Annotated in this window: 21 protein-coding genes and 1 tRNA gene; 17 read left to right on the forward strand and 5 right to left on the reverse strand. The window is 45.3% G+C overall.

The features are described from left to right. The 17 genes from KTR06_RS11455 to KTR06_RS11535 all read left to right on the forward strand — a co-directional run bounded on the left by KTR06_RS11455 (position 1) and on the right by KTR06_RS11535 (position 19,051). Positions 1-906 (forward strand): serine O-acetyltransferase, encoded by a 906-nt coding sequence (locus KTR06_RS11455; RefSeq protein WP_004296704.1) that lies wholly within the window; start codon positions 1-3, stop codon positions 904-906. Between the two features lie 16 nt (positions 907-922). Then, positions 923-2,362: a class I SAM-dependent RNA methyltransferase gene (locus KTR06_RS11460; protein WP_120067692.1), complete on the forward strand. Its 1,440-nt coding sequence runs from the start codon at positions 923-925 to the stop codon at positions 2,360-2,362. A 145-nt stretch (positions 2,363-2,507) separates the two neighbouring features. Next, entirely contained in the window at positions 2,508-3,068 is a 561-nt protein-coding gene (locus KTR06_RS11465; RefSeq protein WP_004296702.1) for an ORF6N domain-containing protein, read from the forward strand. A gap of 14 nt (positions 3,069-3,082) precedes the next feature. Beyond that, complete coding sequence (locus KTR06_RS11470; RefSeq protein WP_120067694.1) at positions 3,083-5,281, forward strand: DPP IV N-terminal domain-containing protein; 2,199 nt, start codon at positions 3,083-3,085, stop codon at positions 5,279-5,281. Positions 5,282-5,349: 68 nt separating this feature from the next. Next, on the forward strand, positions 5,350-6,624 hold the full coding sequence (gene purD / locus KTR06_RS11475; protein ID WP_120067698.1) for a phosphoribosylamine--glycine ligase: 1,275 nt from the start codon (positions 5,350-5,352) through the stop codon (positions 6,622-6,624). A gap of 114 nt (positions 6,625-6,738) precedes the next feature. Then, positions 6,739-7,749, forward strand: a complete 1,011-nt coding sequence (locus KTR06_RS11480) for a hypothetical protein (RefSeq protein WP_009041166.1) — start codon at positions 6,739-6,741, stop codon at positions 7,747-7,749. Then, on the forward strand, positions 7,734-8,213 hold the full coding sequence (locus tag KTR06_RS11485) for a YqaA family protein (protein WP_008023780.1): 480 nt from the start codon (positions 7,734-7,736) through the stop codon (positions 8,211-8,213). The genes KTR06_RS11480 and KTR06_RS11485 overlap by 16 nt, the downstream gene beginning before the upstream one ends. 51 nt (positions 8,214-8,264) lie before the next feature. Beyond that, on the forward strand, positions 8,265-8,999 hold the full coding sequence (gene mnmD / locus KTR06_RS11490; protein WP_087321035.1) for a tRNA (5-methylaminomethyl-2-thiouridine)(34)-methyltransferase MnmD: 735 nt from the start codon (positions 8,265-8,267) through the stop codon (positions 8,997-8,999). Between the two features lie 38 nt (positions 9,000-9,037). After that, on the forward strand, positions 9,038-9,967 hold the full coding sequence (locus tag KTR06_RS11495; protein ID WP_074708756.1) for a metal ABC transporter solute-binding protein, Zn/Mn family: 930 nt from the start codon (positions 9,038-9,040) through the stop codon (positions 9,965-9,967). A 36-nt stretch (positions 9,968-10,003) separates the two neighbouring features. Continuing rightward, positions 10,004-10,840, forward strand: coding sequence for a metal ABC transporter ATP-binding protein (locus KTR06_RS11500; protein ID WP_217290368.1), 837 nt, complete (start codon positions 10,004-10,006; stop codon positions 10,838-10,840). 562 nt (positions 10,841-11,402) lie between these two features. After that, on the forward strand, positions 11,403-14,816 hold the full coding sequence (locus KTR06_RS11505; RefSeq protein WP_008997643.1) for a DUF2723 domain-containing protein: 3,414 nt from the start codon (positions 11,403-11,405) through the stop codon (positions 14,814-14,816). Between the two features lie 111 nt (positions 14,817-14,927). Then, positions 14,928-15,542: a polysaccharide deacetylase family protein gene (locus KTR06_RS11510; protein WP_008023766.1), complete on the forward strand. Its 615-nt coding sequence runs from the start codon at positions 14,928-14,930 to the stop codon at positions 15,540-15,542. Between the two features lie 685 nt (positions 15,543-16,227). Beyond that, positions 16,228-16,458, forward strand: a complete 231-nt coding sequence (locus KTR06_RS11515; RefSeq protein WP_004313711.1) for a hypothetical protein — start codon at positions 16,228-16,230, stop codon at positions 16,456-16,458. A 99-nt stretch (positions 16,459-16,557) separates the two neighbouring features. Continuing rightward, positions 16,558-17,049 (forward strand): hypothetical protein, encoded by a 492-nt coding sequence (locus tag KTR06_RS11520; protein WP_008641587.1) that lies wholly within the window; start codon positions 16,558-16,560, stop codon positions 17,047-17,049. Positions 17,050-17,069: 20 nt separating this feature from the next. Continuing rightward, positions 17,070-17,705 (forward strand): outer membrane beta-barrel protein, encoded by a 636-nt coding sequence (locus KTR06_RS11525; protein WP_008641585.1) that lies wholly within the window; start codon positions 17,070-17,072, stop codon positions 17,703-17,705. A gap of 105 nt (positions 17,706-17,810) precedes the next feature. Further along, positions 17,811-18,530, forward strand: coding sequence for a hypothetical protein (locus KTR06_RS11530; RefSeq protein WP_371745217.1), 720 nt, complete (start codon positions 17,811-17,813; stop codon positions 18,528-18,530). A 50-nt stretch (positions 18,531-18,580) separates the two neighbouring features. After that, the gene (locus tag KTR06_RS11535) at positions 18,581-19,051 is read left to right on the forward strand and encodes a lipocalin family protein (protein WP_004307810.1); all 471 of its coding nucleotides are present in this window, start codon (positions 18,581-18,583) and stop codon (positions 19,049-19,051) included. A 117-nt stretch (positions 19,052-19,168) separates the two neighbouring features. Here the strand turns inward: KTR06_RS11535 and KTR06_RS11540 are convergent, their stop codons facing one another. From KTR06_RS11540 to tyrS, 5 genes are all read right to left on the reverse strand, one after another. After that, a complete protein-coding gene (locus KTR06_RS11540; protein WP_217290366.1) occupies positions 19,169-20,410 on the reverse strand; it encodes a DUF4861 domain-containing protein in 1,242 nt (413 codons plus the stop codon). Positions 20,411-20,626: 216 nt separating this feature from the next. After that, positions 20,627-21,430, reverse strand: a complete 804-nt coding sequence (locus tag KTR06_RS11545) for a gluconate 5-dehydrogenase (RefSeq protein ID WP_004313702.1) — start codon at positions 21,428-21,430, stop codon at positions 20,627-20,629. Between the two features lie 40 nt (positions 21,431-21,470). Then, positions 21,471-22,313, reverse strand: coding sequence for a 5-dehydro-4-deoxy-D-glucuronate isomerase (gene kduI / locus KTR06_RS11550; protein WP_008023755.1), 843 nt, complete (start codon positions 22,311-22,313; stop codon positions 21,471-21,473). A gap of 410 nt (positions 22,314-22,723) precedes the next feature. Then, a tRNA-Gln gene (locus KTR06_RS11555) sits at positions 22,724-22,794 on the reverse strand. 107 nt (positions 22,795-22,901) lie between these two features. Beyond that, positions 22,902-24,194: a tyrosine--tRNA ligase gene (gene tyrS / locus KTR06_RS11560; protein ID WP_008641576.1), complete on the reverse strand. Its 1,293-nt coding sequence runs from the start codon at positions 24,192-24,194 to the stop codon at positions 22,902-22,904. Between the last annotated feature and the right edge of the window lie 68 nt (positions 24,195-24,262).

Genomic DNA, 24,262 nt, shown 5'->3' on the forward strand with positions numbered 1-24,262 from the left:
ATGAGTCCACTGAACTTCACCCACATTTTGACACAGGCAGTCGATGAGCTATCGGAAAGCGAATCTTATAAAGGACTGTTTCATCAGCACAAAGATGGCGAACCACTGCCCTCTGCTAAAGTCTTGTATGAAATTATTGAGCTTTCACGCTCCATTCTCTTCCCCGGATACTACGGAAATTCTACTATTAACAGCCGGACAATTAATTATCACATCGGCGTCAACATTGAAAAATTGTTTGACTTACTTTGTGAGCAGATCCTGGCCGGATTGTGTTTTAGCACTTCCATAGAGGGGAAATGCAACGTCTGCTCCGACTCGAAACGGGAAGAGGCAGCACGTCTTGCTGCTAAATTCATCAGTAAGCTACCTGCCATGAGAAGAATACTGGCAACGGATGTGGAAGCCGCCTATAATGGCGATCCGGCTGCCGAAAGTTATGGAGAGGTAATTTTCTGCTATCCGGCCATTAAAGCGATCAGCAATTACCGTATCGCGCATGAACTGCTGGAACTGGGTGTTCCTTTAATTCCCCGTATCATCACGGAGATGGCGCATAGCGAAACGGGAATTGATATCCATCCGGCCGCAAAGATTGGCACTCACTTCACTATCGACCATGGTACGGGTGTTGTAATCGGTGCCACGAGTATCATCGGAAACAATGTCAAACTATATCAGGGCGTCACACTGGGAGCCAAGAGTTTCCCGCTGGATGCCGACGGAAAACCAATCAAGGGAATCCCCCGCCATCCGATCCTGGAAGACAATGTGATTGTTTATTCCAACGCCACTATTTTGGGAAGAATCACCATCGGGCGTGATGCGACTGTAGGCGGTAATATCTGGGTAACGGAGAATGTTCCTGCAGGAGCAAGAATCGTACAAACTAAAGCAAAAAAATAAAATCAAAAGAATCTATATGAGCGAACAATTCGAGATGATAGCCAAGACTTTCCAGGGACTGGAAGAGATACTTGCAGAAGAACTGACAGCATTAGGAGCCAACGACATTCAAATAGGACGCCGCATGGTTTCATTCACAGGAGATAAACGTATGATGTATAAGGCGAATTTTTGCCTTCGCACCGCCATCCGTATCCTGAAACCAATTAAAAACTTTACAGCCAAAGATGCCGATGAGGTTTATAATCAAATACAGGCTATTCCATGGGAAGAATATCTCGATGTGAACAAGACGTTCGCTATCGATGCAGTAGTATTCAGCGATGAGTTCCGCCATTCGAAATTCGTTTCGTATAAGGTGAAAGATGCGATTGTGGATTATTTCCGTGATAAAACAGGAAAACGTCCGTCGGTACGTATCAACAATCCGGATGTACTTCTGAATATTCATATTGCACAGACTACCTGTACGTTGTCTTTGGACTCGTCTGGAGAATCACTTCACCGTCGCGGTTATCGCCAGGAAGCAGTAGAAGCCCCGTTAAATGAGGTATTGGCTGCCGGCATGATTCTAATGACCGGATGGCGCGGAGAATGTGATTTGATCGACCCGATGTGTGGTTCGGGTACTATCCCTGTTGAAGCGGCACTGATTGCTAAGAATATCGCTCCGGGAGTATTCCGTAAAGGGTTTGCTTTTGAGAAATGGGTAGATTTCGATGCGGATATGTTCGATGAGATTTACAATGATGACAGTCAGGAGCGCGAATTTGTTCATAAGATTTACGGATACGATAACAATCCGAAAGCTAATGAGATTGCGACTCATAATATAAAAGCTGCCGGTGTATCGAAAGACATCGTGTTGAAGCTGCAGCCGTTCCAACAGTTTGAACAGCCGCAGGAAAAGTCGATTATCATCACTAACCCGCCATATGGTGAACGTATTTCCACTAATGATTTGCTTGGACTTTATCAGATGATCGGTGAACGTCTGAAACATGCGTTTGTAGGAAACGAGGCATGGGTGCTTTCTTATCGGGAAGAGTGTTTCGACCAGATTGGTCTGAAAGCAAGTCAGAAAGTTCCTTTGTTCAATGGACCATTGGAGTGTGAGTTCCGCGAATATGAGATTTTTGACGGAAAATACAAAGAGTTCAAGAGCCAGGAAGAGGGAGAAGAAAAGAAAGAGGCTGAAGGAGAACAGGCTCCAAGATTCAGAGAAAAAAAAGAATTTAAACCACGCCGCGAAGGTGAGTTCAAACCGCGTCGGGATGGTGAATCCAGGCCTCGCAAAGAGGGAGAATACAAGCCGCGCAGAGAAGGTGGTGAGTTCAAAGGTGGTGACAGAGACAGAAAGCCACGGGGAGAATTCCGCGGAGGAAGAGATTCAAGAGGGCCAAGAGAATTTAGGGGGAACCGGGAGCCGAGGATTCCGAAGAAGGAAGAGGAATAAACAATTCTAATTCCAACAACTTATTCATCCTGTAATTCGCTAGTTAATAATTAATTAAAAACTTGAAGTTCCAATTTGGAACTTCAAGTTTACATCATAGTTCTAATGTTCAGTCCCAAATTGGAACCTGTCTAAACAAAAAAAGATGGATGATATAGCCATTATAGAAAACAAAATATACGAAATCAGAGGGCAAAAAGTTATGCTTGACTTTGATTTGGCAGAAATGTATGGAGTTGAGACTAAACGCCTCAAAGAACAAGTACGTCGTAATATTGAACGCTTTCCTGCTGAATTCATGTTCGAGCTAACAAAGGAAGAAGTTGCAATTTCAAGGTCGCAAATTGCGACCTTGAAAACAGGACAAGGATATAACATCAAATATCTTCCGTTTGCATTTACTGAATATGGTATAGTTATGTTATCCAGCGTCCTCAAATCCAAGACCGCTGTGGAAGTAAATATCAATATTATCCGTGCTTTTGTACGCATGCGCCAATATCTTCTATCCAATATACCTAAAAAGGAGTTGGAAGAATTAAAACAACGCATCGAATATCTCGAAGAAGATATTACCTCTGATAGGGAAAGTTACGAAAAACAATTTGACGACCTATTTAATGCCTTTGCTAAAATAAGTGCAATTATCCAATCAAGACAGACTCCTTTGGACAGAGTAAAAATAGAAGGATTTAAAAACAAATAATAAAGAAAAGAGCAATGAGTAAAATTGGAAAAAGAGCCATGCTTTTATTGTTGGCACTACCAATCGGATTCAATGTTATGGCACAAGAAACCAAAAAGCCGATACTGGAAGAATTGATTCCGGGTGGCGAGAGTTACCGCTATGCAGACAACCTGTACGGACTGCAATGGTGGGGTGACGAATGTATCAAGCCGGGCGTAGATACCCTTTATTCTATCCAACCCAAAACGGGAAAGGAAACAATGGCTATCACTCGTGAACAGATCAACAAAGTGCTTGAAGAGAACAAGGCAGGAAAGTTATCACACCTGTATTCCGTCAGTTTCCCATGGGCCGATAAGCCACAAATGCTATTCAAGATAGCAGGAAAGTTCATTGTATATGATTTCAAGAGCAATCAAGTTGTCAGCACTCTCAAACCCAAAGACGGAGCAGATAATGAAGACTATTGCGCAGCCAGTGGAAACGTGGCATACACGATAGGTAACAATCTGTATGTAAACGAGAAAGCGGTAACTAATGAACCCGAAGGCATCGTTTGCGGACAGACTGTACACCGGAATGAATTTGGTATCAACAAAGGCACTTTCTGGAGCCCGAAAGGTAACCTGCTCGCTTTCTACCGTATGGACGAGAGCATGGTGACACAATACCCGCTTGTAGACATCACTGCACGCGTAGGCGAAGTGAACAATGTACGTTATCCGATGGCAGGCATGACGAGCCATCAGGTAAAAGTAGGCATTTACAATCCTGCCACAGGCAAAAGCATTTATCTGAACGCAGGTGATCCCACAGACCGTTATTTCACCAATATCAGCTGGTCACCGGATGAAAAAAGCCTCTACCTGATTGAAGTAAACCGTGACCAGAACCACGCCAAACTTTGCCAGTACAACGCAGAAACAGGAGAACCGATGGGCGTTCTCTACGAAGAAATGCATCCTAAATACGTGGAGCCACAAAACGCAATCGTATTTTTGCCGTGGGACCCTACCAAGTTCATCTATCAAAGTCAGCGTGACGGCTACAATCATCTTTATCTCTTTGATGCCAATGCAGCCAACATGAAAGGTGAAACTTATAACAGCGACAACGGTGGTACTTATTTCCAGGCCGGCAAAGTCAAACAACTGACCAAAGGCAACTGGCTGGTCAGCGACGTCCTGGGATTCAACACAAAGCGTAAAGAAATCATCTTCACAGCCGTAGAAGGCTTGAGAAGCGGACATTTCGCTGTAAACGTGAGCAATGGAAAAATAAGCCAACCGTTCGAGAACTGCAAAGAAAGCGAACATAGCGGCATGCTTAGCGCTTCCGGCACTTATCTTATCGACCGTTATTCAACAAAAGACCAGCCTCGCGTCATCAACCTGGTAGACACCAAAAACTTCAAAGAAACAGCCAATCTGCTGACTGCTGAAAACCCTTACGAAGGATACCAAATGCCAAGCATCGAAACCGGAACGATCAAAGCGGCAGACGGCACCACCGACCTGCATTATCGCCTGATGAAACCGGCCAACTTTGACCCGGCCAAGAAATATCCCGTCATCGTATACGTCTACGGAGGTCCTCACGCGCAATGCGTCACCGGAGGATGGCAAAACGGCGCACGCGGATGGGACACATACATGGCAGGTAAAGGCTATATCATGTTTACCATCGACAATCGTGGCAGCAGCAACCGTGGACTGGCATTTGAAAATGCCACCTTCCGCCGTCTTGGCATCGAAGAAGGTAAAGACCAGGTAAAAGGTGTTGAATTCCTGAAATCCCTCCCCTACGTAGACAGCGAACGCATCGGCGTACACGGATGGAGCTTCGGAGGACACATGACTACCGCCTTGATGCTTCGTTACCCGGAAATATTCAAAGTAGGCGTTGCCGGAGGTCCGGTAATCGACTGGGGCTATTATGAAGTGATGTACGGCGAACGCTATATGGATACACCGGAAAGCAACCCGGAAGGCTACAAAGAATGTAACCTGAAAAACCTTGCCGGCCAACTGAAAGGTCACCTATTGATTATTCACGACGACCACGACGACACCTGCGTGCCACAGCACACCCTGTCGTTCATGAAAGCCTGTGTAGATGCCCGCACTTATCCCGACCTGTTTATCTACCCGTGCCACAAGCACAACGTAGCAGGACGCGACCGTGTACATCTGCATGAGAAAATCACCCGGTACTTTGAGCAGAACTTATAAAACTGACAAAGACACCACCGTATCCATACAAATCATAGATAACAGTATAAATCCATAACAATACAAAGATGAAGATATTATTACTAGGCTCGGGCGGCCGCGAACATGCACTGGCATGGAAAATTGCCCAAAGTCCGAAAGTTGAAAAACTATACATTGCTCCGGGAAATGCCGGAACAACTGCCGTAGGCGAGAATGTCAACATCAAAGCAACCGATTTTGAAGCAATCAGTGCTTTTGCTCTAAAAGAGAACATCCAAATGATAGTAGTAGGCCCCGAAGATCCGTTGGTAAAAGGAATCTACGATTACTTCCAAAACCGTCCGGAGCTAAAGCATATTGCCGTGATCGGTCCTTCGGCTCAAGGAGCACAACTGGAAGGCAGCAAGGAGTTTGCCAAAGGCTTCATGATGCGCCACAACATCCCGACAGCCCGCTACAAAAGCATTACTTCCGAAAACCTCGAAGAGGGCCTCGCTTTCCTCGAAACGTTGGAAGCTCCCTACGTATTGAAGGCTGATGGCCTTTGTGCCGGGAAAGGAGTTCTCATCCTTCCTACGCTGGATGAAGCGAAGAAAGAACTGAAAGAAATGCTCGGCGGCATGTTCGGTTCCGCATCGGCAACCGTTGTGATTGAAGAATTCTTGAGCGGTATCGAGTGCTCTGTATTCGTACTGACAGACGGAGACAACTACAAAGTCCTCCCTGTAGCGAAAGACTACAAACGTATCGGTGAAGGTGACAAAGGATTGAATACAGGCGGTATGGGTAGCGTTACTCCGGTTCCGTTTGCTGATGAAGTATATATGGAAAAAGTACGCACACGCATCATCGAACCGACCATCAATGGTCTGAAAGAAGAAAAGATCACCTACAAAGGTTTCATCTTCCTCGGTCTTATCAAGGTGAAAGGTGAACCGATGGTTATCGAATACAACGTCCGCATGGGCGACCCGGAAACAGAAAGCGTGATGTTGCGCATCCAAAGCGACTTCGTAGAGTTGCTTGAAGGCACAGCGGCAGGCAATCTGAACGAGAAAACACTGGTGATGGACCCACGTTCGGCCGGCTGCGTTATTCTTGTCAGCGGCGGTTACCCCGAAGCCTACGAAAAAGGATTCCCTATCAGCGGGCTGGAACAGGCTTCCGCCACCGACAGCATCATCTTCCATGCCGGAACAGCCATAAAAGACGGACAAGTGGTGACGAACGGAGGACGTGTGATTGCCGTTTGCTCTTACGGTGCAACGAAAGAAGAAGCACTGGCACAGAGCTACAAAGTGGCAGACATGATCGACTTCAACAAGAAGTATTTCCGCCGCGACATCGGATTCGATTTGTAAGAAACAACCTGTAATGATACGCCACGGCAGGCATAAATCCCTTATTTGCACAGCATATAGATCCTACAAAGCGATGATATATGCCCGCCGGGCGGCAAAAGAACTGACAGACAAATGAGAAATAAAAGACTACAAAGTCAAGTGACGGCAGGACGGTGGACCCTGCCTGCCGTTATCTTTATCTGCGCCCTATGCTGGGTGTTGACTTACTTTTTATTTCCCGACTCCATAGCCTCAACAACACCCAAGGACAGCTCTTCTTTCTTGCAATCCACCCGCGATCTACTGCTTCCGGGATGGGCAGAACGAATTGTCAGCTTTCTGGTTTACGCAATCATCGGCTATTTTCTGATAGAATTGAACAACCAGTTCAGTATTATCCGCATGAGGGCTTCCATGCAGACAGCTATTTATTTCCTGCTGGTTACCGTTTGTCCGGGAATGCATTTACTATACATAGGAGACATTGTCGCCCTCGGTTCTCTTATTTCCATTTATTTTCTGTTTAAAAGCTATCAGCAAGCTCAAGCTGCGGGCTATCTATTCTATTCCTTCTTCTTTATCGGAGCGGGAAGCATTCTTTTCCCACAGCTCACCATCCTCTCGGTGCTTTGGTTGCTCGAAGCCTACCGTTTCCAGTCGCTCACTCCGCGTAGTTTCTGCGGCGCGCTGCTCGGATGGATGCTGCCCTACTGGATGCTGTTCGGACACGCCTTCTTCTATAATGAGATGGAGTTGTTCTACCGCCCTTTCAACCAGCTATTAGCTTTCGGAGAAGTCTTTAACTTACAAATCCTTCAACCCTGGGAATTGGCTATACTGGGCTATCTGCTCGTGATGTTTATCGTCAGTGCTGTCCATTGCATCGCTGCCGGATTTGAAGATAAGATACGCACACGTGCCTATCTCCAGTTTTTGATAGACCTGACGCTCTTCCTGTTCCTGCTGATTGCCTTGCAACCGATATATTGCAGTGCCCTGCTGCCTTTGCTTATCATAAGCAACAGCATCCTGATCGGACATTTCTTTGTACTGACCAATAGTAAAAGTTCGAATGTGTTCTTTATCATTTCATTGGTCGGCCTCATCCTCTTATTTGCTTTTAATATATGGACGCTTTTGTAGATTCAATGATACAACTCCTCATAGAATGGGGACTTCCGGGATTATTCATCTCGGCTTTATTGGCTGGGAGCATCGTGCCTTTCAGTTCCGAACTGGTATTGGTGGCATTGGTGAAACTCGGCCTGCCCCCGATAGCCTGTCTGATATCCGCCACTCTGGGCAATACAGTGGGCGGAATGACCTGTTACTACATGGGACGTCTGGGCAAAATCAGCTGGATTGAGAAATACTTCAAGGTAAAGAAAGAAAAGGTAGACAAAATGGTGAAATTCCTGCAAGGGAAAGGGGCATTAATGGCATTCTTCACCTTTCTTCCTGCCATTGGCGAGGTGATCGCCATTGCACTGGGATTTATGCGAAGCAACACATGGCTTACTATTGTTTCCATGTTTGTCGGCAAACTGATACGTTATATCCTTCTCCTGTATGTGCTCGAAAGTGCCTGGGATGCTATGGCGGGGTAGAGGTCTTTTTTAAGTATTAAGTATTAGGTATTAAGTATTAAAGATTGAGTGATGGAAAGAATAATTGAGAGAACCGATGACGGGAGCGCTACTCTGTTTGTTCCGGAATTGAATGAACATTATCATTCGACGAAAGGGGCACGCACGGAGTCTCAACATATTTTCATCGATATGGGGTTGAAAGCCTCTCCTGCCGCTACTCCACGTGTTCTTGAAATCGGCTTCGGGACAGGACTCAACGCTTGGCTCACCCTTGAAGAAGCGGAAAGAAGCAGACGAAATATACACTATACAGGGTTGGAACTCTATCCACTAGACTGGCAGACAGTAGAACAGCTAGGATATATCTCCAGCGATGAACAGCTTACCATACATCGGAAGCAAACAACAATCAATGAGCAATTTACCCCGAATGAAGAAGAACAACAATCGGCTATCGAATTGTTTAAGCAGCTTCATACATCGCCCTGGGAAAAAGACGTGCAGCTTACACCGCACTTCACCTTACGAAAAATAGAAACGGACGTGAATAAGTGGAGAGTTGAGAACTCTCCATTTAACCTAGTCTATTTCGACGCCTTCGCCCCGGAAAAGCAACCGGAAATGTGGTCGCAAGAACTATTCAACCGCCTCTATGTTTTATTAGATAGAGACGGAATTCTGACTACCTACTGTGCCAAAGGTGTAGTACGCCGAATGTTGCAGACAGCCGGATTCACAGTAGAACGTCTCCCCGGGCCTCCGGGTGGTAAACGGGAAATATTACGGGCCCGGAAACAAGAGTAGAAACAAGATAAGATTGAAACCCCGAAACAGAAAAAATCATGAAACAACAACTAAAAGATATGAGAACACTTTTCCTTCTTGGTGCCTGCCTCCTGATGGCAGCCTGCACAGGACGTTCCTCCCAAGCAAGTAACGATGACGAGACAAAGCCGGTGATAACCGTCACACTGGAACCGCAACGTTATTTCACCGAAGCTATTGCCGGAGATAAATTCAAAGTAGTCAGCATGGTACCCAAAGGTTCCAGCCCGGAGACATACGATCCTATCCCCCAGCAACTTGTTTCTTTAGGAGACAGCAAAGCCTATTTCCGCATCGGGTACATCGGCTTCGAACAAACCTGGATGGATCGCCTGATGAACAATACTCCCCATATCCAAGTGTTCGACACCTCGAAAGGAATCGACCTCATACTCAATAATGATGACCATGGCCATGCCCACGGCCACAACAGTCACGACGGCCATATCCACGCCGTAGAGCCACACGTATGGAATTCTACCGGTAATGCTTTAATCATCGCCGGAAACACCTACAAGGCCCTTAGCCAACTGGATAAAGCAAACGAACCATATTATAGAAACCGTTACGACTCTCTCTGTCAGCGCATCCAGCACACCGACAGCCTGATTCGCCGACAACTCTCTGTCCCCGAAGCAGCCAAAGCCTTCATGATTTATCATCCGGCCCTCTCCTACTTCGCCCGCGACTACGGATTGCATCAAATTTCGATCGAAGAAGGAGGCAAAGAACCCTCTCCCGCTCATCTGAAAGACCTGATAGACGTCTGTCAGGCGGAAAATGTAGGCGTTATCTTCGTTCAACCGGAGTTTGACAAACGCAATGCGGAAACCATCGCACAGCAAACCGGAACGAAAGTGGTCCCTATCAACCCGTTAAGTTATGACTGGGAGGAAGAGATGCTGAATGTAGCCAAAGCCCTTGCGCCGCAAGCTGCCACCAAATAAACGTATAAAGAAAGACCAATCAAGCCCTTTCCAATGATGAAACCGATAATCGAAATAAAGAATCTTTCCGCCGGATATGACGGTCGCACTGTTCTCCACGATGTTAATCTAAGCATCTACGAACGGGATTTTCTAGGTATTATAGGTCCGAACGGAGGCGGCAAAACAACGCTTATAAAGTGCATCCTCGGTTTGTTAAAACCAACCGGAGGGGAAATTATATTCCATACTCCCGAGAAGGCTCCCATAAGAACATCTACGGAAGGGACTTCGACAGAAACATCTGCCAAAAACTCCCACCAAAGTTCTTCCGCGAAATCCCAGCTTTTCCTCGGTTACCTGCCGCAATATAGCACCATAGACCGGAAGTTCCCTATTTCCGTGGAAGAAGTGATCCTGTCCGGATTGAGCATACAGAAGTCGCTCACCTCCCGGTTCACTCCCGAACAGAGAGAGAAAGGCAAACAGATTATCGCCCGCATGGGATTAGAAGGGCTCGAAAGCCGTTCTATCGGACAATTAAGCGGTGGACAACTGCAACGTGCCTTGTTAGGACGTGCCATCATCTCGGACCCTGCAGTGTTGATTCTCGATGAACCCAGCACGTATATCGACAAACGTTTCGAAGCACGCCTTTATGAGTTATTGGCTGAAATCAATAAAGAATGTGCCATTATCCTTGTCAGTCACGACATTGGCACTGTATTGCAACAGGTAAAATCCATCGCCTGTATCAATGAAACACTGGATTACCATCCGGACACGGGCGTCACTACCGAATGGCTGGAAAGAAACTTCAACTGCCCCATCGAGCTATTGGGACACGGCACACTGCCTCATCGGGTTTTAGGAGAACATCATCACCATCATTAAAGGATACACATATTCAATATCCCAAACATATATATACAGCAACCCAAGTATTAATACCTGAAATCTCAACCATTAACAGCTGATATTACAAGTGTTAACACCTAACGGCCAAGCTATTAATAGTAAACTTCCGTTGTATTAATAGTAAACTTGTTCTTCTCTAACAGGAAAGTTGTGCTTGACTAAGGATAATCTATAAACGCAAGTTACGTTTATAAAATTGCAAGCTTTGTTTTTATAATTGCAAGTTTCATTTATAAAAACAAAACTTGCAATTATAGTTTATGATTAATGAAAAGGAAGTTTGTTATTAAGGCAAAAGAAGTTCACTAACAGGATAAAGGAAGTTTATCTCTAATACACCAGAGCTTATTTATTAAAGGGCTAAAAACAAATTCCTTACTTGCCAACACACAAGTTCCCGCCTTCCGGAAGAGTGAAAGAGATAGTAAATCACCCCTCCGTTACTTAATATTTCTTACTTTCTTCCTCATTATCCTTACAAATCACTATCTTTGCGACCTCATAATTTGTTTTTAACGAATAAACTACGATAGTGCTAATGAAACAGTACAGAACCGTAAACAACCTTATGGGTTGGCTTACATTCATCATTGCGGCAACCGTCTACTGCCTGACAATAGAACCGACCGCAAGTTTCTGGGATTGCCCGGAGTTCATAACCACCGGCTATAAACTGGAAGTCGGTCACCCGCCCGGCGCACCTTTCTTCATGCTAGTGGCGAATCTGTTTTCTCAATTTGCTTCCGACGTAACAACTGTTGCTAAAATGGTGAATTACATGAGTGCCCTCATGAGTGGCGCCTGTATCCTGTTCCTTTTCTGGAGCATCACCCACCTGGTACGCAAACTGATTATCACTGACGAAAACAATATCACCAAAGGACAGCTTATCACAGTGATGGGTAGCGGACTGATCGGTGCACTGGTTTATACATTCAGTGACACATTCTGGTTCTCGGCCGTGGAAGGTGAAGTATATGCCTTCTCCTCCCTCTTTACCGCTGTTGTTTTCTGGTTGATACTGAAATGGGAAGACGTAGCCGACCAGCCGCACAGCGACCGTTGGATTATCCTCATCGCCTATCTGACCGGATTGAGTATCGGTGTGCACTTATTGAACTTGCTTTGTCTGCCTGCCATCGTATTGGTATACTACTACAAAAAAACGCCGAATGCTACCGCCAAAGGTTCGTTAATAGCGCTATTAGGTTCAATGGTGCTCGTTGCAGCCGTGCTTTACGGCATCGTACCGGGTATCGTGAAAGTAGGCGGCTGGTTTGAACTGTTGTTCGTCAACGGACTCGGAATGTCATTCAATTCGGGCGTAGTGGTTTATATCATTCTGCTTGCGGCCGCTCTGATTTGGGGTGTATACGAAAGTTACACCGAAAAGAACAAAGCGCGCATGGCTATCTCCTTTATCCTGACGATCGCTTTGCTGGGTATCCCATTCTACGGACACGGAGCCAGCAGTATCATCATCGGTATTTTGGTTATTGCCGCACTGGGACTTTATCTTGCTCCGAGTGTACAGGCTAAAATCAAAGAGAGATGGCGTATCACCGCCCGCACCATGAACACAGCATTGCTGTGCACCATGATGATCGTAATCGGGTATTCTTCTTACGCACTGATCGTTATCCGTTCTACTGCCAACACTCCGATGGACCAAAACTCACCGGAGGATATATTCACCCTGGGCGAATACCTCGGCCGTGAACAATACGGAACCCGTCCGCTCTTCTACGGCCCTGCTTTCTCTTCGAAAGTGGCACTCGACGTAAAAGACGGCTATTGTATTCCGCGCCAGTCGGAAGCAGGAAGCAAGTTTGTCCGCAAGGAAAAGACTTCTCCCGACGAAAAAGACTCTTATATCGAACTTCCCGGACGTGTGGAATACGAATATGCACAGAATATGTTTTTCCCGCGTATGTACAGCTCGTCACACGCACCACTCTACAAGCAATGGGTAGACATCAAAGGACACGACGTTCCTTACGACCAGTGCGGAGAAATGGTAATGGTGAACATGCCTAACCAATGGGAAAATATCAAATTCTTCTTCTCCTACCAGTTGAACTTCATGTACTGGCGTTATTTCATGTGGAACTTTGCCGGACGGCAGAACGACATACAGGGTAGCGGAGAAATTGAACACGGCAACTGGATCACCGGTATTCCGTTTATCGACAACTTGCTGGTAGGTAATCAGGAACTGCTTCCGCAGGATCTCAAAAACAATAAAGGACACAATGTATTCTACTGTCTGCCGCTGATTCTCGGCTTAATCGGACTCTTCTGGCAAGCTTATCATAGCCAGCGGGGTATCCAGCAATTCTGGGTGGTCTTCTTCCTGTTCTTCATGACAGGTATCGCCATCGTGCTCTACCTCAACCAAACCCCTGCACAGCCCCGTGAACGAGATTACGCGTATGCCGGTTCGTTCTACGCCTTTGCCATCTGGGTAGGTATGGGAGTGGCAGGTATCATCCGTATGCTGCGAGAATACTGTAAGATGCAGGAACTTCCGGCAGCCGTATTGGCTTCAGTGCTCTGTTTGTTCGTCCCCATCCAGATGGCGGGACAGACTTGGGATGACCACGACCGTAGCGGACGCTTCGTTGCCCGCGACTTCGGACAGAACTACCTGATGACCTTACAGGAAAAAGGAAATCCGATTATCTATACCAATGGTGATAATGATACTTTCCCATTGTGGTACAACCAGGAAACAGAAGGCTTCCGTACAGATGCCCGCACCTGTAACCTAAGTTACTTGCAAACAGACTGGTATATCGACCAAATGAAACGCCCAGCCTACGATTCCCCTTCGCTTCCTATCACTTGGGACCGTGTGGAATATGTAGAAGGACAAAATGAATATATTCCTATCCGTACGGAAATGAAGGCTTTCATCGACAGCTATTTCAAACAGGCAAACGAACTGGCTGCACAGGGAGACACTACCATATTATCACTCGTTCACTCCATTTTTGGTGAGAATCCATACGAATTGAAGGAAATCATCAACCGTTGGATGCTCGGTAAGAACGACCAGTTGAAAGAGCTTCTCAAAAAGACTGGAAAAGATATCCAACTGCCGCTTATCCCTACGGACAGCATCGTAATGAAGGTGGACAAAGAAGCCGTACGCCGCTCCGGCATGAAGATACCGGAAGCTCTGGGCGACTCTATCCCCGAATACATGACAATCACCCTTAGAGACGCCAACGGCAACCCGAAACGCGCCCTCTACAAGAGTGAACTGATGATGCTCGAAATGCTTGCCAATGCCAACTGGGAACGTCCTATCTATATGGCAATCACCGTAGGAAGCGAAAACCATCTGGGCATGGGCAACCACTTTATGCAGGAAGGTCTTGCCTACCGTTTCACACCATTCGATACGGACAAACTGGACAGCAAGATAGACAGCGAAAAGATGTATGACAACCTGATGAACAAGTTCAAGTTCGGCGGTATCGACAAACCGGGTATCTATATCGACGAGAACGTGATGCGTATGTGCTACACGCACCGCCGTATCTTCACGCAACTTGTAGGCCAGCTTATCAAAGAAGGCAAGAAGGATAAGGCACTCGCCGCACTCGACTACGCCGAAAAGATGATTCCGTCATACAACGTACCGTACGACTGGGCAAACGGCGCCTTCCAAATGGCAGAATCTTATTACCAGCTGGGACAGAACGAGAAAGCCAACAAGATCATCGACGAGCTTGCCAACAAATCGCTCGAATACATGATCTGGTATCTTAGCCTGAACGATAACCAGCTTGCCATCGCCGGCGAAAACTTCGTGTACAACGCCAGCTTGCTTGACGCCGAAGTCCGCTTAATGGAAAAATACAAATCAGAAGAACTCGCGAAACATTACTCCACGCAACTCGACCAACTTTATAACGAGTACGTGACAAGAATGAAAGGGAAATAAATAGTAAGTATTAAGTATCAGGTATTAAGTATTACCATAGGCTTCCGACATGTTTTCCGCATGGATAATACTTAATACTTATTACTTAATACTTGTTTAACACAGACTCTCATGTTTATAGAACAACCACCTTGGCTTTTCCGGGCGTTGTATCCACAAGCTATCTTCCGGATGGATCCGAATGAACGGGCAGTCTATCTGACTTTTGACGACGGCCCCATCCCTGAAGTAACTCCCTGGGTACTGGAAGTATTGGAAAAGCATCATATTAAAGCTACCTTCTTTATGGTAGGCGACAATATACGCAAGCACCCGGATGAATACCGGATGGTGGTAGAACACGGACACCGCATCGGTAACCATACCTTCAACCACATCCGTGGATTTGAATATTCTAATCCGGATTATCTTGCAAACGCCAGAAAGGTAGACGAAATTATCCATTCCGATCTCTTCCGTCCACCACACGGACACATGGGGTTCCGGCAGTATTATACCTTGCGCTATCATTACCGCATTATCATGTGGGATCTCGTGACTCGTGATTATAGTAAACGGATGCGCCCGGAACAGGTATTGAACAATGTGAAGCGCTATGCACGCAACGGTTCCATCATCACTTTCCATGATTCACTGAAGTCTTGGAATAACGGTAACCTGCAATATGCACTTCCTCGTGCCATTGAATTCCTGAAAGAGGAAGGGTATGAGTTCAAGATGTTATAGAAACAACCTTTGAGAAAACAGGAACTTCGAAAAGAACAGAGATTTTTGAAAAAAGTCTCCAATGAGCCCAAAAGCTCCCTGATAAGAAGATAAAAATATAAGCCGAGGTCTTACGCCCCGGCTTTTGTAGTTTAAGGCCTGTTTCGTGCCCGAAATTGGGAGATCACTCCTCTTTCTTATAAGATGTCAGTACAAGCGCATTTCGCCCGGCAAAGGGAAAAAAGAGGGCAAAATAACCGGTATTCAAAAAGTTTCTGATTCACATTACCCTTTCCATCCGTATTTTTTTATACATTTGCAACGGTCTCTTCCGCAGAAAGCCTCCGGGTGGCGAGGGAGAGATGTTTATATTGAGAAGACGTTTACAAGCGTTTGTCATTTATGTTCAAAACTTCGCAAACTTTGACCTATCGGAATGACTAACAGCAACAAAGACGTCCTCCTGATGTGTATTTATATACATCCGTGCCTCACTTTGATAAACAAAGGGGGGCTACGGGTGTTGTACATATCGGCGTGGGCTTTCTGCGTTGTTCGTTCCCGATAATTGGCATTGCGAAGGCCTTGAACATGGAACGGACGAAGGTGAGAGATTCCCACGCCTTTTCTATATATTCCTGTCAACAATAGATTGAATTGTCCGCCCAACGGGAATCCGGGGGACACACATAAGCAGAATAGGCACATGATTCATGCGGGACAACTTATTGAACGCACGCTTCACGAACAGGGACGCACCGTCACCTGGTTCGCTACCCAACTATGCTGCACACGCCCCAATGTTTACAAGATATTCCGGAAAGAGAATATCGACATCCACCTGCTCTGGCGCATCTCCTACATCCTCGGCCACGATTTCTTCCGTGATCTGTCCGACAGCATCAACACCGGAAGCTTCCCCAGTGTATCCAAATAGGATACAATTTCGTATCGTTCTTGGAACTATGTTTTCACCCGGTAGTATACTCCTTTCGCATACCTTTGCAGGCATATTAACATATAATCACAAAAGGACATGAAAACGAAAAAACTATTTCTGATTATTACTCTGGTTGTCGGTTGTGCCGTCGGAGCCCATGCGCAAAAGACGGTCTTCAAGTTTCGCGACGCACAGGCACGTGCAGGTGATGCAGTTACTGAAGTTTGTGTCAAACCTACAGTTGTCGAGGTGAAAATACTGGAAGATAAGGGACGGATCAAGGATGAATGGACACTAAGCAAAGAGGAAGTGGAAATCGCCATGAAAGGAGAACTTGACAACATCCGTGCATGGGGGACATATCTGTCCACCATCAAATACAACTGCGATGTCATCATGGGAGCCACTTTCAAAGTGGAAGATAATGAGAAAACAGGGGGATACACAGTCACAGTAGTAGGTTATCCCGGCATCTTCGTCAACTGGCATCCGGCCACAAAAGAGGATTATGAATGGATACGTCTGCAAAAGTTATCACCCACAGATGGAAAAAGCCAGATAGCGCCCGTCGTTAAGAATAAGAATTAATCACTAAAATATCAATAACAATGAAAAAAGTACTATCAATGGTTGCCGCACTCTTATTGTGTGTAGGAACTCAAGCGCAAATCGTATCATCCAGAAGCGCAATCGTCAAAACAGAGAAGCAAGCCAGCAGCACACAATGGTTCTTGCGTGCAGGTTTGAATATCATGAATTTCTCCGGTGACGGGGCCGAAGGAGCTGATTCAAACATCGGATATAACGCAACATTTGGTTATCAGAAGCCTTTAGGCAGTACAGGAGGATACTGGGGGATGGAGTTTGGACTTGGCTCCCGTGGTTTCAAAGTGGACGACACGAAATGTATGGCTCACAACATACAATATTCTCCGTTCACATTCGGATGGAAATTTGCTGTGGCGGACAACGTCCGTATCGACCCGCATGTAGGAGTCTTCGCTAGTTACGATTACACAAGCAAAATGAAAGAAGATGGAGAAAGCATCAGTTGGGGTGATTATGCAGATTATATGGAGGTTGACTACAATCATTTTGATGCCGGTATGAATATCGGCGTAGGAGTCTGGTATGACCGTTTCAATCTGGATCTCACCTACCAACGCGGATTTATAGATGCATTCAGCGATGCCGACGGATTCAAAACCAGTAACTTTATGATTCGTCTGGGTATTGCCTTCTAAGGACAACCAAACCTCAATAAACCATATTATTTATTCAGCGTCCACGATCTTTTCTTTTCACAAAAAGGGCCGTGGATGCTGTTTTCTTAAAAAGAACGGAATATGATGACCAAACGACAATTTCTGGTAATCTTGTATCTACTGCTAGGAATTATCCCACTAACAGCACAGACTTTCACCGAACAGAAAAAGAGCTATCCTGTCAGTGCAGACGGCAATAAATATGTGGTCAGCGGATTTACCCCTTTCAGCGATATGCAAGACGAAAACATCTACGCTAATGCACTGCTATGGATCGTCAAGAATGTCTGCCCACAGTTACGGGAAGGAATAGCGGAGGTCAACGTACCGGCTAAAAACTTCAGTTGCGATCTGATACTTGCCTCGCAGGCAGACTCAAGCCAAAAGAATACTTACTATTGCAAAGCCCTGTTTCAAGTAAAGGACGGTAAACTGGTCTATTATCTTTCCAATATACGGATAGAGTCATCAGCAGTGATAATGAAAAAAATCACTCCTATGGAGAAGCTACAACCGGACAAGAAAGCATCTCACAAAGAAATCATGGATGATTTCGTACAGGTTGAATCGCAAGTATTGAACAAAATGTTCGACTTCATCATAACGAACCAGCTTTCACCGATTACTCACTGGAATGAAATCAACATCAACAAGCCGGTGAAAGGCATGACGGAAGATGAATGTCTACTGGCTTTCGGCAAACCGCAGACTATTCAAGAATCAAATGGAGAAGTACAATGGATGTATTCCAGCTCGTTCTACCTGTTCTTCAAGAACGGACATGTGGAAACTATTATCAAATAAAGTCTAAAAAAACGAATCATCTCAAAATCAAACAATTAAAACAATTTATTATGAAAACAATCTGGAAAGCAACTGTTTGCATAGTTGCAGTATTACTGTCGTTCAGCATTTATTCCTGTGGCGACGACGATGACGACGCTGTCGGTTCACGCGATTTATTGTTAGGAACATGGAATGGAGTGTATTATCTTTCACAAGAATGGGAAGATGGTGAAAAGGTAAGTGACTCTAAAGAAGATTTTGTAAATGGAACCAACCGTTATTCCATAGAGTTCAAGGAAGACGGTACGTATGTAGAAAAAGATGTCTATAACTCCTCCGGAAGTACTAATTATTATCATGGTACATGGAGCTACTCCGGTAATAAGCTGACTCTCATCGACACTGAAGAGGATAATTACACAGAAGTGTGGACAGTGACCACAATGACAGAAAATGAATTAGTCTATGAACTTCGTGAAAAAGAGAAAGAAGACGGAACAACATACGAATATTACGAACAACACGCTTTTACGAGATAATTCAAAGGCGTTATAACATAAAAACTTTCTTTCTTTTTCAGGAAGATAAAATTAAGCAAAGGTTTCTTTTCACCAAAGAAACCTTTGCTTAATCTATTGGAAAAGCAATTCAACACATCAATATGCTACTGCCAGCGGCGTGCGCAACTTCTGCGCATATTCAGCCATATATTTATTCCAGGCATCTGGAGTCTTGATAGCAGCCTTATCCCAGGCAGAACCCCAGTAATAAGTATATTCAGAACCCGGCTCATATTCGCTGATAGCTAAAACATGACCGTCGGCCCCGCCACGTTCTTTCTTTTCCTTTTCAGAAAAAAGAACCACTTTCGCTTCTTTCACCTGTGCAGGAAATGCAGCACCGACAAATATCTTGCCGTTTGCACCGCTACGATCTGTTGTAGGATCCACGTAAGTGATATAGCCATTGGCAGCATCTGCCACAGTCGCACCGTCCGGTTCACGCAGAACCAGTCCGGTAGTCACCGGCATTGCTTCTTTCAGATTGGTATATGAAACAATCGTTTTGTTGAGATAAGAACCCGCATCCAGTGAGATTACACGTGTCTCCACTACATTAGAGTCTCCACGAACTACCAGCGGATTAAATTCCAGCTTCACCGTGAAACGCAGCGGGCCATTATCAAGAATTTCCTGTGTACGATAGCAGTAAGGATAGATAATAGTGTCACCCGCCATCAGAGCAGCAACACCGGCACCCAACGTAGGTCCTACGGCATAGCAATCCATGCCATATCCATGATCGATATGGTAAGAGATAGCTTTTTGTAGTTCGGAGGCAGCTTTAGGGTCTGTCTTTTTCAATTCAGCTATCTTGGCACGCTTTTCAGGATTCAGTTCTTCCGCATAGAGAGATTCCAGAATCGGTTCCGTTGTGTTGTACTTCGTGAAAAGGTCGTAGCCGAAACCACGCTCTCCGCGTGCTTGCAAGGCAGGGCCATACGCACGGAATCCGCCAAGATCATTCTCCCAGGCAACGTCGTCCAGACGTTCGGGATAATATTTACCGCAAGCAACGACATCGAAAGGTGCCGGTGTACCCGGTTGAATAGTGTAAATAGCCGTTCCGTTCGCTGCTACCGTAGCGGGGAAAACAACCTTTTCGTCATACGTCACCTGGTAAGGCACTTGCTGACCGTCAACATCAAGCACTACAATCTGCGCTGTATCTGCCAGTTTCAACTTGGCAACAACATCGCTCATCGGCACTTCAACCATCTCTCCCACCCGTTCAAGAGCCAACGGATTGGTCACTGTGATTGTCATTGACTGTTTACTGTCGGCACAGGAAGCAAACCCTATCAAGACTACAGCGAACAGAATTAATATCTTTTTCATAATTAGTCTACATTGAATGAATAATATATACTTTGCAAATAGAGGCTATTATATCCGCATCTGTTGGATCTATATATGTTCAACACGTTGGGCATATATGTCCAATAAGTCGGTCCTATAGCTCCTGCAAAGGGAATGATAAAAAATAAGGTGACAGATGAAAAGAGGATGCTCTTTGCCATTCTATCACCTTATCGGAATCTCTTCTATCTTACATTATTTCGGCTGTTTTCCGATATAAGCAAGGATACCACCATCTACATAAAGAACGTGGCCGTTGACAGCGTTAGAAGCTTCAGAAGCAAGGAACACAGCAGGACCTGTCAGTTCTTCAGGATCCAACCAACGACCGGCAGGAGTCTTGGCGCAGATGAATGAATCGAATGGGTGACGGCTTCCGTCTGCTTGTTTCTCACGAAGAGGAGCAGTTTGCGGAGTAGCGATGTAACCCGGGCCGATACCGTTACACTGAATGTTGTATTCACCATATTCAGAGCAGATATTGCGAGTCAGCATCTTCAATCCACCCTTAGCGGCAGCGTAAGCAGATACAGTTTCACGACCCAGTTCGGACATCATAGAGCAGATGTTGATGATCTTACCAGCACGTTTTTCCATCATAGCAGGAAGAACAGCCTTAGCAACGATGAACGGAGCATTCAAGTCGATGTCGATTACACGACGGAAATCAGCAGCATCCATCTCGTGCATAGGAACACGACGGATAATACCTGCATTATTTACAAGGATATCAATTGTACCTACTTCTTTGGCAATTGTAGCAACCATAGCCTGAACAGCCGGTTCGTCTGTCACGTCGCATACATAACCGTGAGCTTTGATACCTTTTGCAGCGTATGCAGCCATTCCTTTGTCTACCAACTCTTGATTGATGTCGTTAAAACAAACTTTAGCGCCTTGTTCTGCGAATGCAGAAGCAATAGCAAAACCGATACCATAAGAAGCACCTGTAACGAGCGCTACTTTACCTTCCAAAGAAAAATTCAAATACTGATTCATAATTCTTTTTATTATTAAATTAGGAAAACTATTGGATTTGTTATTTCAAATCTGTAATCAACGAGAAGTCCTGATCGCCATAGTCGAGGTTCTCACCACCCATTCCCCAGATAAAGGTATAGTTGTGGGTAGCAGCAGCCGAGTGGATAGACCATTCGGGCGAAAGAACAGCCTGATCGCCTTTCATCCATACGTGACGTGTTTCGCCTACCTCACCCATAAAGTGGCAGATAGCATGATCTTCGGGAATCTCGAAATAGAAGTAGGCTTCCATACGACGGCTGTGTACGTGGGCCGGCATCGTGTTCCATACACTTCCCGGAGCCAGTTCCGTCATACCCATCTGCAACTGGCAGGTGGGCAACACCTGATTCACCAGCATCTTATTGATATTACGGTGGTTGGAGCCTTCCAAAGAACCCATTTCAGCTACTACGGCATCGGCTTTCGTCACCTTACGGTCGGGATAATTGCGATGTGCAGTCAGTGAGTTGAAGTAGAATTTGGCAGGATGAGCAGCGTCCTTGCTTTCGAAAGTCACTTCACGGTCGCCCGAACCCAGATAAAGAGCTTCTTTATAATCCAGTTCGAAGGTTGCGTCGCCCGCTTTCACAATACCGGGACCGCCGACATTGTAGATACCCATTTCGCGACGGGTGAGGAAGAACGGAGCTTTCAGCGGATCGATTGCTTCAAGCGTCAGCACCTCTCCTACCGGCAGCGCACCACCTACCACCATACGGTCGTACATGGAATATACCATATTTACTTCATTGGGGACAAATATCTTTTCAATTAAGAAATCTCTGCGGATTCTTGTAGTATCATAACTTTTTGCATCTTCAGGATGCGCAGCATAGCGAATTTCATAGTTCGTTTTCATACCTTATTTATTTATAGTTATTGAATAAGTTCTCTTTCTACGTGCACTTCGTTTACGTACACGATGCAAAAATAGCAAAAGAAAACGGGTTTACCTTGCAATTTTGTTCCAATTATCCACCAAAAATGTCCAGAATCTGTGCAATGTACACTTTTTTAACGAACTATAATACGATTTGGGAGAGATTTCTACCTAATACAGTTTGAACCTTCTATAATAAAATACAAGCTATTCAACGACCAACACGATAAGCATTAAAATAGTCAATATAACGAATAAAATAAGATTAATGAATTTTATATACGCTGATCCCCTATATACTTCAATTTTATAAGGATATACAAAAACGACGACTTCAGAGTCACGAAAGAAAAAGCCCCGAAAGATGTCTCTTTCGGGGCTTTTCTTCGTTGGACTACCAAGATTCGAACTTGGACAAACAGAACCAAAACCTGTTGTGCTACCATTACACCATAGTCCAAACTTATGTGCTTTCTGTTAAAAAGCGGTGCAAAGATAGAGGTTTGCAAGCAAACCTCCAAATATTTCGTTCACTTTTTTACATTCTATCGAGTGAATCGTGCATCATTACTTTGCAATCAGCAAAAAATAGTTCTTTTTACCGCGCTGAACAAGCAGATATTTCTCATCGAGCAAGTCAGCAGTTGTGATTACCTGATCAAAGGCCGTTAGTTTCTCTTTGTTCAACGAAACGCCACCGCCTTGAACCAACTTACGCATCTCACCTTTCGAAGCAAATACAGCCGCATTATCGACGAACAAATCTACTGCCTTCACTCCTTCTGCCAACGCATCACGGGAAATCTCAAATTGGGGTACTCCTTCAAATACAGCCAGCAATGTATCCTCGTCCAATTTGCGCAAAGCGTCGGAAGTAGCATTACCAAACAAAATATTGGATGCGTCAACCGCTGCGTTATAATCTTCTTCCGAGTGAACCATCACAGTTACTTCTTTAGCCAGACGTTTCTGAAGGAGACGCAAGTGCGGAGCAGCCTGATGTTCGGCAATCAGTGCTTCAATTTCTTCTTTTTCGATAGAAGTGAAGATTTTGATATAACGCTCGGCATCGGAGTCGCTTACATTCAGCCAGAATTGATAGAACTTGTAAGGTGAAGTATAGCGAGGGTCCAGCCAGATATTTCCGGATTCTGTTTTACCAAACTTACCACCGTCAGCTTTTGTAATCAGCGGGCAAGTCAGTGCGAACACCTCTCCCCCATTGGTACGGCGGATCAATTCGGCACCGGTAGTAATGTTTCCCCATTGGTCAGAACCACCCATCTGAAGCTTACAGCCCTTTGTTTCATACAAATGAAGGAAGTCATATCCTTGAAGCAACTGATAAGTGAACTCGGTAAATGACAATCCATCACGCGCTTCACCATTCAGACGGCGTTTTACAGAGTCTTTTGCCATCATATAATTCACAGTAATGTGCTTACCTACTTCGCGAGCAAAATCGAGGAAAGTGAAATCTTTCATCCAGTCATAATTGTTCACCAGTTCGGCACGGTTAGGCACATCCGACTCGAAGTCGAGGAACTTGGCAAGCTGTTTCTTGATACACGCCTGATTGTGACGCAATGTTTCCTCGTTCAGCAGGTTACGTTCTGCTGATTTTCCGGAAGGGTCTCCAATCATACCTGTAGCGCCACCGATCAGTGCCAACGGCTTATGACCGCAGCGTTGGAAATGACGAAGGATCATCACTCCACAAAGGTGACCAATGTGTAGCGAATCAGCAGTCGGGTCGATACCCAAATAGGCAGTCACCTGCTCTTTGCTTAACAACTCTTCTGTTCCCGGCATAATGTCCTGCAACATGCCACGCCATCTCAATTCTTCTACAAAATTCATCGTATTACTCTTTAATTATTTGGTTTTTATTGTATTCCAATTCCATGTGCGACAAAAGTACGACTCTT

Origin of the sequence: Bacteroides sp. MSK.20.12, assembly GCF_019052435.1 — a bacterium.
GTDB classification, from domain to species: Bacteria; Bacteroidota; Bacteroidia; order Bacteroidales; family Bacteroidaceae; genus Bacteroides; species Bacteroides xylanisolvens.